Origin of the sequence: Intrasporangium sp., assembly GCF_035280925.1 — a bacterium.
Lineage (GTDB): Bacteria > Actinomycetota > Actinomycetes > Actinomycetales > Dermatophilaceae > Intrasporangium.
On sequence record NZ_DATEEY010000010.1, the window covers coordinates 23,422 to 41,780 of the forward strand.

General features: G+C 70.3%; 16 protein-coding genes. 14 read left to right on the forward strand and 2 right to left on the reverse strand.

Annotated elements, in window-relative coordinates:
* Positions 1-111: 111 nt before the first annotated feature.
* Entirely contained in the window at positions 112-4,596 is a 4,485-nt protein-coding gene (locus tag VJN29_RS00725) for an FtsK/SpoIIIE domain-containing protein (protein ID WP_324141443.1), read from the reverse strand.
* A 157-nt stretch (positions 4,597-4,753) separates the two neighbouring features.
* Here VJN29_RS00725 and VJN29_RS00730 point away from each other — a divergent pair, with 157 nt between their 5' ends.
* The 8 genes from VJN29_RS00730 (at position 4,754) to VJN29_RS00765 (ending at position 11,308) form a co-directional block, all read left to right on the forward strand.
* A complete protein-coding gene (locus VJN29_RS00730) occupies positions 4,754-5,992 on the forward strand; it encodes a CpaF family protein (protein ID WP_324141444.1) in 1,239 nt (412 codons plus the stop codon).
* Positions 5,992-6,867: a type II secretion system F family protein gene (locus tag VJN29_RS00735; RefSeq protein WP_324141615.1), complete on the forward strand. Its 876-nt coding sequence runs from the start codon at positions 5,992-5,994 to the stop codon at positions 6,865-6,867. Before VJN29_RS00730 ends, VJN29_RS00735 begins: the two co-directional genes overlap by 1 nt.
* Positions 6,864-7,841: a type II secretion system F family protein gene (locus tag VJN29_RS00740; RefSeq protein WP_324141445.1), complete on the forward strand. Its 978-nt coding sequence runs from the start codon at positions 6,864-6,866 to the stop codon at positions 7,839-7,841. Before VJN29_RS00735 ends, VJN29_RS00740 begins: the two co-directional genes overlap by 4 nt.
* 55 nt (positions 7,842-7,896) lie before the next feature.
* Positions 7,897-8,121 (forward strand): hypothetical protein, encoded by a 225-nt coding sequence (locus VJN29_RS00745; RefSeq protein WP_324141621.1) that lies wholly within the window; start codon positions 7,897-7,899, stop codon positions 8,119-8,121.
* 3 nt (positions 8,122-8,124) lie between these two features.
* The gene (locus tag VJN29_RS00750; protein ID WP_324141446.1) at positions 8,125-8,568 is read left to right on the forward strand and encodes a TadE/TadG family type IV pilus assembly protein; all 444 of its coding nucleotides are present in this window, start codon (positions 8,125-8,127) and stop codon (positions 8,566-8,568) included.
* 56 nt (positions 8,569-8,624) lie between these two features.
* On the forward strand, positions 8,625-9,011 hold the full coding sequence (locus VJN29_RS00755) for a pilus assembly protein (RefSeq protein WP_324141447.1): 387 nt from the start codon (positions 8,625-8,627) through the stop codon (positions 9,009-9,011).
* The gene (locus VJN29_RS00760; RefSeq protein ID WP_324141448.1) at positions 9,008-9,472 is read left to right on the forward strand and encodes a pilus assembly protein TadG-related protein; all 465 of its coding nucleotides are present in this window, start codon (positions 9,008-9,010) and stop codon (positions 9,470-9,472) included. The genes VJN29_RS00755 and VJN29_RS00760 overlap by 4 nt, the downstream gene beginning before the upstream one ends.
* Before the next feature lie 444 nt (positions 9,473-9,916).
* Positions 9,917-11,308, forward strand: a complete 1,392-nt coding sequence (locus VJN29_RS00765; protein WP_324141449.1) for an MFS transporter — start codon at positions 9,917-9,919, stop codon at positions 11,306-11,308.
* Positions 11,309-11,323: 15 nt separating this feature from the next.
* Here the strand turns inward: VJN29_RS00765 and VJN29_RS00770 are convergent, their stop codons facing one another.
* A complete protein-coding gene (locus VJN29_RS00770; RefSeq protein WP_324141450.1) occupies positions 11,324-11,545 on the reverse strand; it encodes a hypothetical protein in 222 nt (73 codons plus the stop codon).
* A gap of 230 nt (positions 11,546-11,775) precedes the next feature.
* Here VJN29_RS00770 and VJN29_RS00775 point away from each other — a divergent pair, with 230 nt between their 5' ends.
* The 6 genes from VJN29_RS00775 to VJN29_RS00800 all read left to right on the forward strand — a co-directional run bounded on the left by VJN29_RS00775 (position 11,776) and on the right by VJN29_RS00800 (position 18,344).
* Positions 11,776-12,948, forward strand: a complete 1,173-nt coding sequence (locus VJN29_RS00775) for a glycosyltransferase (protein ID WP_324141451.1) — start codon at positions 11,776-11,778, stop codon at positions 12,946-12,948.
* Positions 12,949-13,009: 61 nt separating this feature from the next.
* On the forward strand, positions 13,010-14,125 hold the full coding sequence (gene prfB / locus VJN29_RS00780; protein ID WP_324141452.1) for a peptide chain release factor 2: 1,116 nt from the start codon (positions 13,010-13,012) through the stop codon (positions 14,123-14,125).
* Between the two features lie 129 nt (positions 14,126-14,254).
* Positions 14,255-14,767 (forward strand): hypothetical protein, encoded by a 513-nt coding sequence (locus tag VJN29_RS00785; protein ID WP_324141453.1) that lies wholly within the window; start codon positions 14,255-14,257, stop codon positions 14,765-14,767.
* 163 nt (positions 14,768-14,930) lie between these two features.
* Positions 14,931-15,806 carry a cell division ATP-binding protein FtsE gene (gene ftsE, locus VJN29_RS00790; RefSeq protein ID WP_324141454.1) on the forward strand — a complete coding sequence of 292 codons (876 nt, stop codon included), beginning with the start codon at positions 14,931-14,933 and terminating at the stop codon, positions 15,804-15,806.
* Between the two features lie 12 nt (positions 15,807-15,818).
* Positions 15,819-16,724 carry a permease-like cell division protein FtsX gene (gene ftsX / locus VJN29_RS00795; protein WP_324141455.1) on the forward strand — a complete coding sequence of 302 codons (906 nt, stop codon included), beginning with the start codon at positions 15,819-15,821 and terminating at the stop codon, positions 16,722-16,724.
* A gap of 105 nt (positions 16,725-16,829) precedes the next feature.
* Positions 16,830-18,344, forward strand: a complete 1,515-nt coding sequence (locus VJN29_RS00800) for a peptidoglycan DD-metalloendopeptidase family protein (protein WP_414654307.1) — start codon at positions 16,830-16,832, stop codon at positions 18,342-18,344.
* Positions 18,345-18,359 lie beyond the last annotated feature (15 nt).

Consider the following 18,359-nt stretch of genomic DNA (forward strand, 5'->3'; position numbering starts at 1 on the left):
TACGGACGAGAAGGCAGTGTGCCAAGTGCGCGATCTGCCGCGCGCCTGGCACACCCGGGGATGATGAGCGGGGCCCGGCGCTCCCGTGAGACGCCGGGCCCACGCCGCTGGTCACCACACGGAGCGTGCGCGACCTTGGGGACTCAGGAGGACCTCCGCGGTGTGCGCACCGTTGCGCGCCGGTGAACATGCGGTGGCGAGCTTTTCGTCCCCACTGGGCGCCGGGAACGAGTCGGCCACCTGGACTGGGACGGCGATCCCGTCGAGCACGATGAGGCCGCGGCCGGGGACGCGCTGACGCTCCGGCTCCACACGAATCGCGAGAACGTCGCCGTCGGCCGGTGAGCTCGGCGAGAGCACCAGGCCGGTGCCGTGCCGGGCGAGCTCTGGGACGAGCCCGCGGTAGAGGCTGGCGGCGCGTCGTGCGTCGACCGTGGCGACGCACCAGGCGCCCGAGCCGTCCAGGTCCTGGAGAACGTCGAGGACGACCGCTTCGGCGGGAGTGCCGTCGAGCCCCTCGGCATCATCGACGAGCACGGACAGGTCGGGATGGGAGCGGCGCAGGGCCCGGAGCTCGTGATCCTCGCTCGCCGGCAGGAGGTGAAGGTGCCGTATGCCGCTCAGCCAGCCGAGCGGGGTGCGCCGGGTCGCGATCACCGCGGTTGGGTGTCCCGCGGTGACCAGCTGTCGCGCCAGCGTCGCCAACGCGGTGGTGCGGCCGCTGCGCGGACCGCCCACGACGACGATCCGGCGTCCGTGCCTGTGGCCCTCGAAGCCGACCGGTCGGACGTCGTCGTCGCCGAGCCCGATACTCAGTCGGTCGGGGATGGGCGGAGGGAGCTGGTCCCAGCCCACCGTGGGTGGGAGCGGAGCCACACGCCACGGCAGCCGTGCCGGGTCGATCTCGGAGGTTGCGTGAAGACGCTCGGCAACGACTGCCGTGGTACGGGTCTGGCTTTCCGCCGTCGGGTCGGGTCCGACGTGTGCGAGCTGCACGTGGTGGCCAGTCGCTACGTCGATGGCCCGGCCGGTGCCGCGGTGTCCCTGTGTCTGGGCCGGTGGCAGCCCGGCCAGCGTCAGGTCGAGCGGGTCGGGCATGGGCAGGACGAGCCGGTGCTGCAGGTGGCTGGCGAGTCGCCCGGAGATGACCGAGCGGCCGCCGGTGACCACCAGTCGGAATCCGGAGGACAGGCCGTCTCGGGCCAGCCGGAGCAGCGCCTCGGTCGGTGCGCCGTGACCGACGTCCTCGAAGGCGCCCTCGACGGCCTCCCACCCGTCGACGAGGAGGACGACCTGCCGGCCGGCATCTGGTGCAGCGTCCCGCGAACTGGCCCACTGATTCGCCAGGCTGATCAGTGGGTGACTCCGAGCATCAGGACTCCGAGCGCGTGCCACCTCGTCGGTGAGGCGCGAGACGACTCGCGCGGCAAGGGCCGGCTCGGCGGTGCTCGTGACCGACCCGACGTGGGGCAGGGACGCGAGGTCCCGCAGTGCGCCCGGGGAACCCTCGATCACGTGGAGATGAAGGTGCGCGGCGGACCACAGCTCGGCCAGGCCGAGGGCGAGCGTGCGCAACAGCGTCGATCGTCCGGTCCGAGCTCCTCCGGCCACGGCGAGATTGCCATCGGTCACCGGATGCCAGGTGAACGCCCCCTGCCACTGGGCCTCTGGTCGGTCGACGAGACCGATGGCAACTGCTCCGGGCGCGCCGGCGGGCGGGAGGGCGTCTCGCTGCAGCCGCTCGGGCAGGGCGGGTAGCCACGGGGACGGTGGAGCAGTCACGCGGAGGAGCTCGGCTGCATCTCGGGCTGCGCGGACCACCGACTCCAGCTCGGTGGGGCCGTGGCTCGTTGCCGAGGGTTGGAGTGCTGGCAGGGGACGGCCGAGATCGGCCCAGGTCAACGGCACCACGTGGACATGTGAAGGGACCGCTGACAGCTCGCTGCGCGGTAGGGCGCCCGCGTAGGCCGTCTGGACCTCGACGAGGCGGCCCCCGCCGGTACGCACCCACGCGCGTCCGGGGGCGCGGTCGCTGATCTCCGCTGCGGCGGGGCTCTCGATGACGTCGTCGCTGTCGGCCCGGTCCCGCACCCGGAGCGCAATGCGGAGCGAGATGTTGGCACGCATGTCGCCGGTGATGATCCCGGCCGGTCGCTGGGTCGCGAGGACGAGGTGCAACCCGAGGGAGCGGCCCACGGCGGCGATCCGCACGAGGCCCTCGACGAAGTCCGGTAGCTCGTCCACCAGCATCTTGAACTCGTCCACGACCAGGACGAGCCGGGCGATCAGTGGCAGGTCCGGGTCCCCGCCCCTGAGACGGCGGTACTCGTCGAGGTCCTTCGCGCCGGCTGCGGCCAGGAGCGCCTCGCGCCTCTTGAGCTCGGCAGCAAGTGACACGAGTGCTCGCTCGGTGAGGTGCTCGTCCAGATCGGTGACCACGCCAAGCGTGTGTGGCAGGTGGGCGCACTCCTTGAACGCCGACCCACCCTTGTAGTCGACGAGGACGAACGTGAGCGCATCGGGACCCGCTCGCATGGCCAGCCCACTGACGAGCGCCTGGAGCAGCTCGGACTTGCCGGAGCCCGTGGTCCCGCCGACGAGGCAGTGCGGTCCGTCCTGGGCGAGGTCGAGCAGGCACGGCCCGTCAGTCGCGGCTCCGAGCACCGCGACGGGTCGACCGGTGGACGCCGACCAGGACGCGACGAGGTCGTCCGCCACGGTCGGGTCCAGGCCGGTGAGCAGGTTGGCCTCGCGCAACCCCATCGAGCCGGGCGGCGTGCCGAGGCCCTGCTCCGGTGTCGCGTCGTCGAGGGGCGCCAACGAGCGGGACACGGAGTCGAACCAGGCCCGGTGGGGTAGGTCCGGGGTGATCCCTGTGATCGTTCGGTCGGCGAGGTGAAGCGTCGCTCGTGGCGCGCGTCCGTCGTCGATCTCGAGCTGGGCCCCGCATTCCACGGGAAGGCGCCCTGCGCCGTCATCGATCCCGATGACGAGTACCCCCACGTCGCGCGGAGCCCCGAGGAGCGCCGCGACGTCGGCACGGGATCGAAGCTTGGCCGCGCCGTCGAGCACCACCACGAAACGAGGGAGGGGAGGACCGGCCGTGCCACCGACGGCTCGTCGGTCCGTGCGGGCGCTGATGACCGCACCGAGCTCCGCGAGGCGGGCCGCCACGGCAGCCTCGTCCCGGGTCGAGGCCACGGTCGCCAGTGGCCCGTGATCTCCGCCGAACGTGTGTGGTAGCCGGCTGGCCCAGGCCCAGTCTGCCTCGGCGGTGGCGGAGGCCGAGATCACCACCACACGGGTGGTGCGCGGCGAGTGCCAGATTGCCGTCTGGGCGATCAGACCGCTTGCGGCGCAGAGGGATCCAAGTCGTGGCCCGGCGATACCGATGACCACCTGCGCCTCAAGGTGGACGACCGCAGGGACTCCACGGACGGTTGGCCTCTCGGCCCCGTCCGGTCTCTCCACCCTCGTCTCGGCAGGCTGGTCGGCCGTGCCGACGCGGAGCGCCAAGTGGTCCGGGTCCCCGGGGCGGCGCTCCCACACGCGCGCGTCACGGAGGCTGGCGATCGAACCGGCCGCGGCCAGATCAGGCTGCTCGAGGTGACGCCGTCGGCTCTCGGCCGCCAGCACCTCGCCCATTCGCGCCTCCGCCCGAGCCGTCTCGCGGGAGTGCTCGGCGAGCTGGGTGCGGTACGACACCCGCCCGTGCCTCCGATCGCTCCACCACTGAGCCAGCAGCGGGACCGGCGACATCAGGGCGAACAGGAGCATGACGGGAGATCGCAGAACCGTCGCGAGCCCGACGGAGACGACGAGGGGCGCCATTGCGGCCACGACGGGGGCGCGGGCGCCCTCCGGACGGGTGGGCGCGGGAGGGAAGCGGATGGTCTCGGTCTCCGTTGGAAGAAGGAAGCGGGGGCGGCGGTTGATTCGCACGGTCCCGCCCGAGCACTCCGCGGCGGCGGGTGTGGTCTCCGGGCGCCGCAGCACGAGGGTTGTCGACGCGAGGTGGATCCGGCTCCCAAGCGGGAGGTGCGACCCTGCCGCGGGGACGGGGCTGCCGTCCACGGTGCTCGGGTTTGTCGGGTCGAGGTCGCGAAAGCGGAGCCCAGCGTCGTCGGCGGTGATCACGGCGTGCGCGCGAGAGATGCCGGGGTCGTCGAGCCGGATGTCGCTCGAAGCCGCTCTCCCGAGCACCTGTTCCCCACGTCGGAGGGCAACGATCCGACCTGCGCCCGGGCCACCCACGATGTGCAGCTCGACGAACGCTCCCGAGCCCAGCGGCATACGGTGTGCTGGTTTGTCCTGATGGTGGCTGGGGGCGGCTCGAAGGAGCGCACCGCGAAGGAGGCTTCCTGCGCCGATGACATCGTCATCCGTGACCTCGCACCCATCCACGCTGAACCGGTCGCACGGGCCGGGAAGGAGGGCGGCGAGCTTCGGCCGAACCTGGCCGAACGTGACGGAGTCCTCGGCCGCGCCCGGCCCAGTGCCCGTGTCGATGAGGATTTCCCGCACCTCTGCTGCCGGCGGCGGACCGACGAGGCCCATCCGAATACGCATCTGCGCCTCCCTGCTGTCGGTCCCCACGGCAAACCCTTGCGCACGGGGGAACTCGGCCCGCCCCGTTGTCCACAGGCCAGCTCGCTCGGGCTGCAGCGGGCTGTGGCGGTGCCTAGGCTTTCGACGCGACGAATCAGGTATTTGACGGCAGGATGGTCGCCGGCCGGTCGAGTCAGGGGGTTCAGTGTCGACGCAACAGGCGGTGCGCCACGTCGAGGGCGAGGTCAGGGAGCTGATCCGCCGTACCGGCCTCGACCCCTCCCGGGACCCCAGGGGAGTGCGACGCCTCGTCCAGGACGCTGTTCAGGACTACGACGAACGATCCCTGCACGGCGGCCTTCCACAGCTGGGCGACATCCGAGCAGCGGTCCACTCCATCCTTGCGGTGGTCGCCGGCTATGGCCCGCTGCAGCAGTACTTCGATGACCCGACCGTCGAGGAGATCTGGATCAACGAGCCGAGCCGGGTCTTCGTCGCCCGCGGCGGCGTCGCCGAGCTGACCCCGACGATCCTCACCTTCGACGAGGTTCGCGACCTCGTCGAACGGATGCTCAAGACAAGTGGTCGCCGGGTCGACCTCAGTTCACCGTTTGTCGACGCGACGCTGCCGGACGGGTCGCGGCTGCACGTCGTCATCCCGGACATCAGCCGTGCCCATTGGCAGGTCAACGTCCGCAAGTTCGTCGTCAAGGCGGACCGGCTCGAGGATCTCGTGCGGCTCGGATCGCTGACGAAGCAGGCAGCCGATTTTCTTGCGGCCGCCGTCTCGAGCGGGCTCAACATCCTCGTCGCTGGCGGCACGCAGGCGGGCAAGACGACCCTGCTGAACTGCCTTGCGGCGGCGATCCCGCCGCGGGAACGAGTCGTCACCTGCGAAGAGGTGTTCGAGCTGAAGATCCCGCTCCGGGACGTCGCTTCGATGCAGTGCCGTCAGCCGAGCCTGGAGGGCACTGGCGAGGTGCCGCTGCGACGACTCGTCAAGGAGGCGCTGCGCATGCGTCCCTCGCGCATCATCGTCGGTGAGGTTCGGCAGGAGGAGAGCCTTGACCTCCTCATCGCGCTGAACAGCGGAGTCCCCGGGATGTGCACGGTGCACGCCAACAGCGCGCGTGAGGCGGTCACCAAGATGTGCACTCTCCCGCTGCTCGCGGGAGAGAACGTCTCGAGTCGCTTCGTCGTGCCCACCGTGGCCTCGTCCGTCGACCTGGTCGTGCATGTGGCGCTCGAGCGTGACGGTCAACGGCGAGTGCGAGAGATCGTGGGGGTGCCCGGTCGTGCCGAGGGTGACGTCATCGAGATCGCCGACCTCTTCGTCACGCGCGGCGGAAGGTTGGAGCGGGCAGATGGTTTCCCTCCGCAGGTGGAGGCCTTCGAACGAGCCGGTTACGACGTTGCCGCCCTTCTCTCGCATCGGACGCCGTGATGTCGCCGTCTGTCGTCGGACTCGTCCTCGGCGCGGGAGTGTTCTGCATCTACTGGTCGTTCTGGCCGAGGGAGGAGGCCCCAGCTGAGGAACGGCAGCGCAGGAGTCCCGGCTTCATCGCCGAGCTTCGCGACCACCTGCACCAAGCCGGCTACGCCACCGTGACGCCGACGAACGTGCTGGTCGGTTCGATGGTGTTGTTCGTCGTCTGTTTCCTGGCCTTCCTGGTGGCGACCGCTGTCGTGCCGATCGCGTTGTGCTTCGGACTGATCGCTGCCGCGACCCCCATCTCGCTGATCCGCATGAGGGCCCGCAGGCAACGGAGCAGACTGCGCGACCTGTGGCCGGACGCCGTGGACAACATCACGTCCGGAGTGCGTGCCGGCTTGGCCCTGCCGGAAGCCTTGGCGCAGCTGGCGATCCGTGGGCCCGAGGAGCTGCGCCCGGCCTTTGCCGGTTTCGCTGAGGACTATCGCGCCACCGGGCGGTTCCACGAGGGCCTGGATCGGCTCAAGGACTCGATGAGCGACCCGGTGGCCGACCGGCTGATCGAGTCGCTCCGGATTGCCCGAGAGGTCGGCGGCAGCGATCTCGGCAAGCTTTTGCGGACGCTCTCTGCCTTCCTTCGCGAGGACGCCCGGACGCGTGCGGAACTCGAGACTCGGCAGAGCTGGACGGTCAACGCGGCCCGCCTCGCGGTGGCGGCACCGTGGATCGTCCTCGCGATGCTGGCTCTGCGGGGCGGCTCGCTGCAGGCCTACGCCGCGCCGGCCGGCTGGGTCGTGCTCGCCTTCGGTGCGGCGTTGTGTGCGGTGGCCTACCGGGTCATGGTGTGGATCGGTCGACTCCCGGAAGAGGAGCGGGTGCTGCGGTGAACGAGCCGGTGCAGCTCATCAGGGAGCTGGTCCTGGGCGGGTGGTCGTGGGCCGGCGCCGCTGCGGGCGTGCTCCTGCTCGCTGGGTTGTCGCTGATCGTTGCCGGGCTTCCGGTATCCCGTCGTCCTGGCCTGGACGCGAGGCTCGCCCCCTACCTTCGGGACACGCCCCCACCGTCACGCCTGCTCGGCTCCGGCTCTGCGATGCCCCGAGTCCTCGGGCTCGGTGAGATCCTCGCGCCCCACCTGCGGCGCCTCGGAGACGGAATGGAGCGGGTCCTCGGGGGCGCCCCATCGGTGGCCAGGCGCCAGCTGCGCGCCGGGCGTCCAGCGGACGTCGAGCGGTTCCGGGCGGAACAGGTGATCTGGGCAACTGCCGGGGGGATCCTCGGCCTCGTCGGCGGCGGTCTGGTGGGGCTGTCCAAGCGCCACCTCTCGGTGCCTGTCCTGGTGCTGCTCGCCGTCATCGGATTCGCCTTGGGAGCGATCCTGCGTGACTACGCACTGAGTCACACGGCCCGCCGGCGTGAGCAGCGCATGCTGAGCGAGTTCCCCACGGTCGCAGAGTTGCTCGCATTGGCAGTGAGCGCAGGCGAGGGAGCCACCGGAGCGCTCGAGCGGGTCTGCCGGTTGTCCGACGGGGAGCTCGCGGACGAGCTGCGCCGATGCCTTGCCGACGCTCGGGCCGGTGCGAACCTGCCAGCCGCGCTGCAGGGACTCGCGGCCCGGACCGGCCTGCCGAGCCTGAGCCGGTTCGTCGACGGCATCGTCATCGCAGTCGAGCGGGGCACGCCTCTGGCAGAGGTCCTCCGTGCACAGGCTCAGGACGTACGCGAGGAAGGCCGACGCGTGCTCATGGAGCAGGGCGGCAAACGGGAGATCCTCATGATGGTTCCCGTCGTCTTCCTCATATTGCCCGTAACGGTGCTGTTCGCCATCTACCCAGGACTGAGCTTCCTCCGCTTCGAGCTGTGAGCCAGTTCCGACCACGCAGGTGTATCCATCACGACAGGAACGAGGAGAACGCACGATGCGCACCGGGAACATGACGACGACGCGGCTCGGCCGTTGGACAGGGATGCGGCTGGGACAGGCTCTTCGTGGGCCGTCTGATCGGGGCGACGTGCCTGGATGGGTGCTCATCACCCTGATGACTGCCGGACTCGTGACGTTGCTCTGGGCCGTCGCAGGCGACCAGCTCGAGACCCTCTTCACCGATGCCATCGGCAGCGTCAGCGGGCCGGGTGGCCGCTGACGCATGGCCGTCCTTGGTCAGCTGTCCGATCGCGACCAGGCTCGATCGGAGGATGGCTCGGCGATAGCGGAGTTCGTCATGGTGGCAGCGCTGTTGCTGTTCGTCGTCCTCGCGGTCCTGCAGATTGCCATCGCACTCTATGTCCGCAACACCCTGATCGCGTCGGCGTCAGAGGGAGCCAGGTTCGGTGCGCGTGCAGACGCCGCTCCCCGCGACGGCGTGGCCCGGACCGAGGCACTCATCACCTCCGCCTTGAACCCCTCGTTCGCAACGGACATCTCGGCCCAGACGACAACGACCCCTGGCGGCATCAGAGTCGTCGTCGTCACTGTCGTCGCGCCGCTTCCGCTCATCGGACCGATCGGCCCGGAGGACGGATTCAACGTGCAGGGCCGGGCGTTCAGCGAGGAGCAGGTGTCCGCGGCCACCAGCCTGAGCCCGCGGTGAGCTGGCCCGGGCCGCCGCGTACTCCGGGGGAGGGAGGGCGCGCCATCGTCGAGTTCGTGTTCTTGGGCATCCTCCTGCTCCTGCCGCTGACGTATCTGGTCCTCACCCTGGCGAGGATCCAGGGCGCGGCCTTCTCTGCATCGCTCGCCGGCCGAGAGGCAGGGCGTGCCTTCGTCACGAGCGACGAGGATGATCACGCGCACGCCCGAGCCGTCGCTGCGGCGACCATCGCGTTCGAGGACTTCGACTTCGACCGTGAAGCGACGCTGTCGGTCCGCTGCGATGGCTCGCCATGTCTGCGTCCTGGAGGTGTGGTCACCACGACCGCGGTCATCGACGTGCAGCTACCCCTCATTCCCGACTTCCTCGCCGGGAGCATTCCGGGCTCGGTCACGATCTCGTCGACGCACGTCGCGAGCGTCGACACCTACGTGGCCCGATGAGAGGCCCGCTGCCGCCACGCCGGCCCACTGAGGACGGTCAGATCGCGGTCCTCATCCTCGGGCTCTTCGTCGTCGTTCTCGTCTTCATCCTCGGTGCGATCGACGTGACCGCAGCCCAGCTGGCACGGATGCGCCTGCTCGACACAGCCGACGCGCTCGCCCTCGATGCGGCCGACGCACTCGACGTCGGAGCCGTGTACGAGGGCGGCGTCGAGGGACCTCTCGTACTCTCCGACAACTCTGTCCAGGAGGCAGCGACGGCGCACCTCTCGCGAACCCCCCGACCCACGGGAATCAGCACCTGGAACCTGCAGCACCCCACGGGCACGCCGGACGGGACCACCGCCGAGGTGACGCTGAGCGGCCGGGCCACCCTGCCGATGACCGGCTGGATCCTCGAGTCGCTCGGCGGTGGCGTCACCATCACCGTCACCTCGCGCGCTCGCGCGCCGCTCCGATGACCGCGTTGCAGCGGAAAACCGACTGGCGGCGGCACCAAGGGTGACGCCGCCACGAGGTTGCCTCCAGTGTGGTCAGGGAGTTGCGGATCAGGTCGGCCGCACGCCAGCCGATCGCCATGGCCGGCGCCGCTGTGTCACCCGAGACCTGGATCGGTAGCACGGAGATTTCGACCACGGACTGCGACCGGGCATCGCGTCACGGAGGTGCGTCGAACTGTGGGTGGGCGGCCGGATCTGGTGGCCCGGCAGGTACAACCCCGGCTCCTTCGAGGGGCCCCGGGCCTCGGAGGAGTCCAACTCGAAGGGAACAGCAACCACCTACACGTCGCCACCTTCCAGGGCGCCGACCTTGACAACGGCATCACCGAACCTCCACCGAACCTCCACCACAGACGCACGCTGGTCCACCGGGCTCGTCACCCGCGCCCTCCTAGGCTGGGGGCCATGAGCCGGAGCGCCGCCCCGCACCCGGGTTTCTCCGCGTCCTTCCCGGCCCTGCGCAGCCTGCTCGCCATCCGCCCGTTCCGGAGGCTCTTCATCGCCGGCTCGCTCTCCAGCTTCGGCGACTGGCTGGCCCTGCTGGCCACGACCGCCCTCGCGGCCGAGCTGGCCCGGGACGGGGTGGGCCAGTACCTCGCCGTCTCGGGTGTCTTCATCCTGCGCATCGCCCCCGCGATCATCCTCGGCCCGCTCGCCGGCGTCGTCGCCGACCGTCTCGACCGGCGCAGGACGATGGTGGTGGGGGACCTACTGCGTTTCGCGCTCTTCGTGTCGATCCCGGTCGTCGGACAGCTGTGGTGGATGTACGTCGCCATCGTCCTCATCGAGTGCATCTCACTCTTCTGGAACCCGGCCAAGGACGCCACGGTCCCCAACCTCGTGCCCCCCAAGCGCCTGGAGCTGGCCAACCAGCTCAACCTCATCGGCAGCTACGGCACGGCGCCCCTCGCCGCCCTCCTCTTCTCGGGCCTCTCCCTCGTCGGACAGCCGCTGCACGACCTCGTCCCCGGCATCGACGAGCAGGGCATCTACCTCGCCCTCTACGCCAACGCCGCGACGTTCCTCGTCAGCGCCTGGATCGTCTGGGGGCTCACCTTCCCGGTGCGGGTGGCGCAGGAGGAGCTCAAGGGCGAGTCGGTCCTGCGGAGCATCGTCGACGGCCTGCTCATCCTCAAGGAACGGCCCTTCGTACGTGGGCTCATCGCCGGCATGCTCGGCGCCTTCGCCGGGGGAGGGCTCGTCATCGGTCTCGCCACGCGCTTCGTGGGGGACATGGGGGCCGGCGCACCCGGCTACGGCATGCTCTTCGTCAGCGTCTTCAGCGGCATGGCGCTCGGCCTCGTCCTCGGTCCGCGAGTGCTCCGCGGCTTTTCCCGCCCAAGGCTTTTCGGTGCCGCCCTCATCGGCGCCGGCACCGTGCTGCTGGTGCTGGCGCTGGTGCCCACGTTCCTGCTGTCCCTGCTACTCGCGCTGCTCCTGGGAGCCTTCGTCGGCGTCGGCTGGGTCGTCGGCTACACGCTCATCGGACTCACCGTCGAGGACGAGATCCGAGGGCGCACCTTCGCCCTCGTGCAGTCGCTCGACGGTGTCGTGCTCGTCGTCGTGCTCGCCGTGGCCCCGCTGGTCGCGGCGATGTTCGACACGCTCCTCGGCCTCCCCGTCACCGTCGACCTCGGCGTCCTCGAGCTGACCTACACCGGCGCGATGGTCACCTACCTCCTCGCCGGTCTGGCCATGATCGGCTCCGGCGTGTGGGCCTGGCGGAGCATGAACGACCGACCCGGCGTGTCGGTCCTCGCCGAGCTGCGTGAGGTCATCCGCCGGCGAACGGGCTAGACGGCCTGTCCTTGGCTAGTCAGATGGCTGCGGCACCGAGCAGCCGATCTCCGGGTCGAGGCCGAGGTAGTTCAGGGGCCCGGCGATGATCGTCAGGGCGGCGCTCCCGACCCGGCTGCAGCTCGGCTCGGAGGAGCCGAAGTAGCCCCGCTGGAAGGCGGCGGCCACGCCGATGAGGAGCCAGACGACGAGCACGATGGTGGTGAGACTGGTGCGAGATCTGGTGCGGACGGCCATGGTGACCTCTCGTGGAGAGTGGGCGTCACCCGGGGTGGGCACGCCTGCCCGGGCCGACACGCGAGTCTCGCTGTCGCCCAAGCACGGCCACCCCCTACCCAGAAGCGGCTCGCAATCGCACACCATTTCCAGTCCGTATGCCGCTGAGCTGAGTCCGTCGTGCACCGATGCGAGGCGTCGGCTGCGTCATTCACCGGACGTCGCCTCCCGGCCACTGCCATGCTCGGACGGTGCGGATCCTCTTCTGCTCCACCGCCGCGACCGGCCACTTCACCCCGCTCGTCCCGGTCGCCCGAGCGTGCGCCGGGGCCGGTCACCAGGTGCGAGTCGCCGCGCCGGCGTCGTTCGAGAACCACGTGAGGCGGGCCGGTCTCGACCACGCGCCCTTCGACGACGTACCGCCGCAGATCGCCGGACCGATCTATGCCAGCCTCCCCACGCTGTCGATGGAGGAGGCCAACCGCCGGGTCGTGCGAGAGATCTTCGCCGGACACGCCGCTCGACACGCGATCCCGGGAGTACTGGCGACGATCGACGACTGGGGCCCCGACCTCGTCGTGCGGGAGCCGGCCGAGTTCGGCTCGCTCGTGGCCGCACAGGCGGCGCGCGTCCCGCACGTCGAGGTGCTGGCCGGCCTCGCCGAGGTCACCGCCCTGTTGCTGGCAGAGCTCGACGAGCCGCTCGCTGCGCTTGAGTCCGACGCGGGGCTGGCGCAGGGCACCCTGCTCCGGTCGATCACGTCCTCCCCCTGCTGCACGAGCGTCCCCGCGAGCCTCGACGGGGGACCGGGCCACGGCGACCGCCCGGTCTGGCGCTACCGCGCCGACTCGGGCCCTCGTCCGACCGGCTCGCTCCCCGAGGCGTGGGGCGACCCGGACCTTCCGCTCGTCTACGCCACCTTCGGCACGGTCGCCGGCGCCTTCGACACGTTCACGCAGGTCTACGCCCGCACCCTCGAGGCGCTGGCCGGCCAGCCGGTCCGCGTGCTGCTGACGACGGGTCACTCGCTCGACCCGGAGTCCCTCCGGCCCTGGCCGGCCAACGCGCACGTCCGTCAGTGGTGGCCCCAGGACCAGGTCATGCCGCTCGCCTCCGCCATGGTGGGGCACGGCGGCTTCGGCACGACGATGGCGGCCCTCGAGGCGGGTGTCCCGCAGGTCGTCCTGCCCCTCTTCGCCTTCGACCAGTGGGTCAACGCGGGACGCGTCCAGGCTGTCGGCGCCGGGCGGATGCTCGACGGTGGTGCGGCGGCAACGACGGAGCTCGCAGCCGCGGTCGCCGAGGTCACCCACGACCCGGCCTACCGGCAGAGGGCCGAGACCCTCGCGGCGGACTTCACGGCGCTGCCGGACGTCGCCACCCTCGTGCCCTTGTTGACGGACCACGTGCGCACGGCCACGTGACCGTGGGAGCGAGCCCAGCGGCATACGGCCCCATCGTTGTCCTGCCGTAGGCTGTTGCATCGTGGCTGTTGACTTCACGCAAGAGATCAAGGAACTGCGCGCGACGATGGACTCGGTGCGCGGCGTCACCGACCTCGACGCCCTCGGCGCACGCATCGCCGAGCTGGAGAAGCAGGCAGCCGCCCCGAACCTGTGGGACGACCCCGACAAGGCGCAGCAGGTCACGTCTGCGCTCTCCCGCGCCAACTCGGAGCGCGACCGGGTGCTCACGATGGACGGCCGCGTCGAGGACCTCGAGACGCTCGTCGAGATGGCCACCGAGGAGTCCGACCAGGACACCATGGACGAGGCCGAGCGTGAGCTGGCGGCCCTGAAGAAGGATGTCGGCGAGCTCGAGGTGCGCACCCTGCTCGGCGGTGAGTACGACGAGCGCGACGCCGTCGTGACGATCCGCGCCGGGGCGGGCGGCGTCGACGCGGCCGACTTCGCCGAGATGCTCATGCGGATGTACCTCCGGTGGGCCGAGCGGCACGGCTACCCGACGAAGGTGATGGACACGAGCTACGCCGAGGAGGCCGGCCTCAAGTCCGCCACCTTCGAGGTGAACGCCCCGTTCGCCTACGGTCACCTCGCCGTCGAGGGCGGCACCCACCGCCTCGTGCGGATCAGCCCGTTCGACAACCAGGGCCGGCGCCAGACGAGCTTCGCAGCGGTCGAGGTCATCCCGCTCATCGAGAGCACCGACAGCATCGAGATCCCCGAGAACGAGATCAAGGTCGACGTCTTCCGGTCGTCGGGCCCGGGCGGCCAGAGCGTCAACACGACCGACTCCGCCGTCCGGATGACTCACCTGCCGACCGGCATCGTCGTGTCGATGCAGAACGAGAAGTCCCAGATCCAGAACCGCGCCGCCGCCCTGCGCGTCCTCCAGTCCCGGCTGCTGCTGCAGCGCAAGGCGGAGGAGGCCGCGGCCAAGAAGGAGCTCGCCGGCGACGTCAAGGCGAGCTGGGGCGACCAGATGCGCTCCTACGTGCTCAACCCGTACCAGATGGTCAAGGACCTCCGCACCGAGTACGAGACCGGCAACCCGGTCGCCGTCTTCGACGGCGACATCGACGGGTTCATCGAGGCCGGCATCCGCTGGCAGATCGGGCAGAAGAAGGCCGCCACGGTCTGACCCGACGACAACCTTCCGGCAGCTCGACGCGTCCTATGTAGTGACCGGCCGGGGGGAGCGAGTTCGACCCGGGGGACCCCATCCTCGCCGACGTGGTCAGATCACCGACCAGTCAGAGAGGACGCCATCATGTCTGCACGTCTCCGTCGCTCCATCACCGCTCTCACCATGCTGACCGCCGCCGTGTCGCTCGCGGTCGCCGCCGCACCCGCCTCCGCCGCACCCGCCTCCGCCGTGCCATCGGCGAGTACTCCGACCGTGTCGGTGACCGCCAACGGCGTCAACTGCACCAACGTCGTGCAGATCGGCACGAAGAAGGTGGTCTGGGATCGCGGCATGGAGGCCTTCACGGTCCGCCAGTACAAGGGCTACTGCAGGGACGCAAAGGGATCGGCGTGGATGAACTTCGCCTCCGTCTACGTCTGGCAGCAGTACCACGTGCGCGGCTTCGCCTACCGGGCCTACGCCGGGATCGCCGTCCGGGGTGAGCTCGAGACGCGGGGCTTCAAGGTCGGCGCCAACCGGCAGCGGCTGACGTACTCCACGCCGGTTCGCACCATCAACGACTGCACCCGGGGCTGGGGCAAGCTGTACCGGCTCGGCGACGAGTCGCGCCAGGGCCTGACCTCCGAGCGGTGCTGACCGCCGCGCCACGCCCGAAACGTCGGTAACACCGGATTCGCCCGGTCGGCCCGTAGCCTCGAAGGCGACGACGAAAGCTGCCGTATGCCGCTGAGCGCGGTCCCAGCCCAGCGCTGGCTCCGCGCCCGGCGCATGGGCCCCGACGAGCGAGCCAGGGAAGCCGATGATCCTCTTCGAGCAGGTGACGAAGACCTACCCACGGACGGAGCGGCCCGCCCTCGACGACGTGTCGCTCGAGATCACCCGCGGGGAGTTCGTCTTCGTCGTGGGGGCCTCAGGCTCGGGCAAGTCGACGCTGCTCCAGCTCGTCATGAAGGAGCAGGACGCGACCTCGGGCCGCATCCTCGTCGCGGGTCGCGACCTGGCCCGGCTCCCGGACCGGAAGGTGCCGGCGCTGCGCCGGGAGATCGGCTTCGTCTTCCAGGACTTCCGCCTGCTGCCCAACAAGACGGTTCACCAGAACGTCGCCTACGCGCTGCAGGTCCTCGGTGCGTCGCGGTCGCGGATCCGCCAGATCGTGCCGGAGACGCTCGAGCTCGTCGGCCTCGCGGGGATGGGCAAGCGCCTGCCCCACCAGCTCTCGGGCGGCGAGCAACAGCGGGTCGCCATCGCCCGGGCCTTCGTCAACCGCCCGCCGATCGTGCTCGCCGACGAGCCCACCGGCAACCTCGACCCGGACACGAGCCTCGAGATCGTCAAGCTGCTCGACCGGATCAACCGCACCGGCACGACGGTCGTGATGGCGACCCACGACACGGCCACGGTCAACGCCATGCGCAAACGCGTCATCCGTCTCGACGAGGGCGTCCTCGTGGCCGACGTCGAGACGGGCGACTACACGACGGGATCGATCCCACGCGTCGTGCTCGAGCCGGCGCATCCCGACGACCTGCCGGACCCGCTCCGGGAGGAGGCGCTCGACGCTGCCGAGGCCTACGAGGAGGGCGAGCTGTCGCCCATCGGCCGCGACGCCGACGAGCCGCGCGAGCGGTTCTCGGTCTTCCGCCGCCGCCAGCCAGAGCGCTCGAGCACGCACTGACCAGGCAGAGCCATGCGACTCCAGTTCCTCCTCGGTGAGACCGGCAACGGTCTGCGGCGCAACCTCTCGATGGCGGTCTCGGTCGTCATCGTCACGATGATCTCGATGTACCTGCTCGGGCTCGGCCTCATGGGACAGCGGCAGGTCGACACGATGAAGGACTACTGGTACGACCGGGTGCAGGTGACGGTGCTGCTCTGTGCGGAGAAGACGCGCTATCCCAACTGCGCCGGCCAGCCGACCACGGACCAGCAGCGGGCCACGGTCAAGGGTGAGCTCGAGGCGCTGCGCCCGACGGTGAGCGAGATCTTCTACGAGTCACGGGACGAGGCGTTCGGCAGGTTCAAGGAGACGTACCAGAACTCGCCGCTCGCCCGTGCGGGGGAGTCGTACTTCGCCGACTCCTACCGGGTGAACCTCTCCGACCCGGCGAAGTTCGACATCGTGGCCAGCTCGATCAAGGGCATGCCCGGCGTGGCAGACGTGCAGGACCAGAAGAAGCTGCTCGAGAAGTTCTTCACCTTCATGAACACCGTCTCGTGGTCCGCGATTGCGCTGTCCTCGCTCATGGTCCTCGCCGCGGTGATGCTCATCTCGACGACGATCCGGCAGGCGGCGTTCAGCCGGCGTCGCGAGACCGGCATCATGCGGCTCGTGGGAGCCTCGAACCTGACCATTCGCTTCCCGTTCGTCATGGAGACGGTCCTGGCGAGCATGGTCGGGGTCGGTCTCGCCATGCTGATGCTGTGGGCCACCGTCAAGTACGGCGTGGTCGGCTTCCTCAGCGCCACCCTGACCGACACGGCGTTCATCGGGGTGGCGGACGTCTTGTCGGTCGCACCCGCCATCGTGCTCGGCGTCGTGGTGCTCACGACCGTCACCTCCTGGGTCACGCTCCGCCGCTACCTGCGCGTGTGAGGAGCCGCACGAGCGGCTGCCGTGCGGCTTGGGTCGCGAAGCAGACGGGACAAACCGGGCGCACATCTCGCCTTCAGCGTGTTGCCTGTGGTACCAATGATTCATATGTGGCCAGTGAGACCGTCCAGCACGCCATCTGCGAGGGCCCGGTGGACCGCCCTCGGGGCAGTGCTCGCGTGCACGCTGCTCCTGGCTGGGGCGCTCGGCGCCCGCGCTGACGACGTCGCCGACCAGAAGCGCAAGGCGGATCGGCGCATCGCCGCGCTGAGCCAGCAGCTGGAGGGCACCAGCGCGGCCCTGGCCAAGGCGTACGTCAACCTCGAGAAGACCCGCGCAGCCATCCCCGTCGCGCAGCAGCGGCTCGCCGAGTCCCAGGCCGCACTCGCGAGGGCACAGCAGGCGCAGGCACAGGCCGAGGCGACCGAGGCCCGCGCCATCGCCGCCGAGGCGCAGGCCCGCGCCCACAACGAGGCAGTGGCCCAGAAGCTCGCCGTGGCGCAGGCCAACGAGGCGCGCGCTGCCGACAAGCTCAAGAAGACCGGCACGGAGCTGGCGTCGTCGCAGGACGCGCTCGATGCCTACGCCGCCGAGGTCTTCCAGGGTGGTGCCGTCACCGAGTCGCAGCTCGGCATGGTCTTCGGCTCCACCTCGCCCCAGGACTTCGCCGACCGGCTCGTCATGGCGGACACGGCCAGCGCCGTCGCGAGCGACACCATTGACCGGCTCGCGGCCATGACCGCCGACAGCACGGCGACCAAGGCCTATCTGACGTCGGTCCGCGCCGAGGTCGCCGAGCTCAAGCGACAGGCCGAGGCGGCGCTCCGCGCGGCCGAGGCGGCCAGCGCAGTCGCGACGACGGCGCGAGAGGAGGCCGTCGTCGCCAAGAACAACGCCGTGACAGCGACGAGCAACGCTGCTGCCGCCAGGGCCGATCTCGACTCCCTCAACAGCAAGCAGACCGCCTTTGCGGCCGACCTCAAGGTCCAGCGTTCGGACGAGCGCGCTCAGCTCGCTGAGGCAGAGCGCGAAGCCGCACGCCTCAAGGCGATCCTCGTGGAGCGGGCGCGCCAGGCCAAGCTCGCCGAGCAGAAGCGACTGGCCAAGCTCAAGGCGGAGCGCGAGGCACGGATCCGGGCGGAGCGCGCCAAGGCCGCCGCGGCAGCCCGGAACGGGAAGACCTACACCCCGAAGATCCCGGCGCCCGTGCAGAGCGACCCGACGCCCTCGAACTACCTGTCCTACCCGGCCTACGGCCGGACCACCTCTGGCTTTGGCATGCGCTGGCACCCGGTCCTCCAGAAGTGGATGCTCCACGACGGCCTCGACTGGGGCATCGCGTGCGGCACGCCAGTCCGAGCCGCCGCCCCCGGAACGGTGATCCGGGCCGGATGGCGCGCGAGCGGCTGGGGCAACCAGGTCCTCATCGACCACGGCATTCACCGCGGCGTCGACCTCGTCACGAGCTACAACCATCTGTCGAGCATCGTGGCGTGGGGTGGCACGGTTCAGCGCGGCCAGCTCATCGGCTACAGCGGGACCACCGGCTACTCGACCGGCTGCCACCTGCACTTCGGTGTCTACGAGGACGGCACCCCCGTCAACCCGCGCAACTGGCTCTGAGGGCCCACTTCTCGA

Bases quoted from the DNA above. Each gene is read 5' to 3' on its own strand.
- VJN29_RS00745 (WP_324141621.1), top strand. From the start codon at position 7,897: ATGCGCACCGGGAACATGACGACGACGCGGCTCGGCCGTTGGACAGGG.
- VJN29_RS00750 (WP_324141446.1), top strand. From the start codon at position 8,125: ATGGCCGTCCTTGGTCAGCTGTCCGATCGCGACCAGGCTCGATCGGAG.
- VJN29_RS00800 (WP_414654307.1), top strand. From the start codon at position 16,830: ATGTGGCCAGTGAGACCGTCCAGCACGCCATCTGCGAGGGCCCGGTGG.
- ftsE (WP_324141454.1), top strand. From the start codon at position 14,931: ATGATCCTCTTCGAGCAGGTGACGAAGACCTACCCACGGACGGAGCGG.
- VJN29_RS00785 (WP_324141453.1), top strand. From the start codon at position 14,255: ATGTCTGCACGTCTCCGTCGCTCCATCACCGCTCTCACCATGCTGACC.
- VJN29_RS00765 (WP_324141449.1), top strand. From the start codon at position 9,917: ATGAGCCGGAGCGCCGCCCCGCACCCGGGTTTCTCCGCGTCCTTCCCG.
- VJN29_RS00760 (WP_324141448.1), top strand. From the start codon at position 9,008: ATGAGAGGCCCGCTGCCGCCACGCCGGCCCACTGAGGACGGTCAGATC.
- VJN29_RS00735 (WP_324141615.1), top strand. From the start codon at position 5,992: ATGTCGCCGTCTGTCGTCGGACTCGTCCTCGGCGCGGGAGTGTTCTGC.
- VJN29_RS00770 (WP_324141450.1), bottom strand. From the start codon at position 11,545: ATGGCCGTCCGCACCAGATCTCGCACCAGTCTCACCACCATCGTGCTC.
- ftsX (WP_324141455.1), top strand. From the start codon at position 15,819: ATGCGACTCCAGTTCCTCCTCGGTGAGACCGGCAACGGTCTGCGGCGC.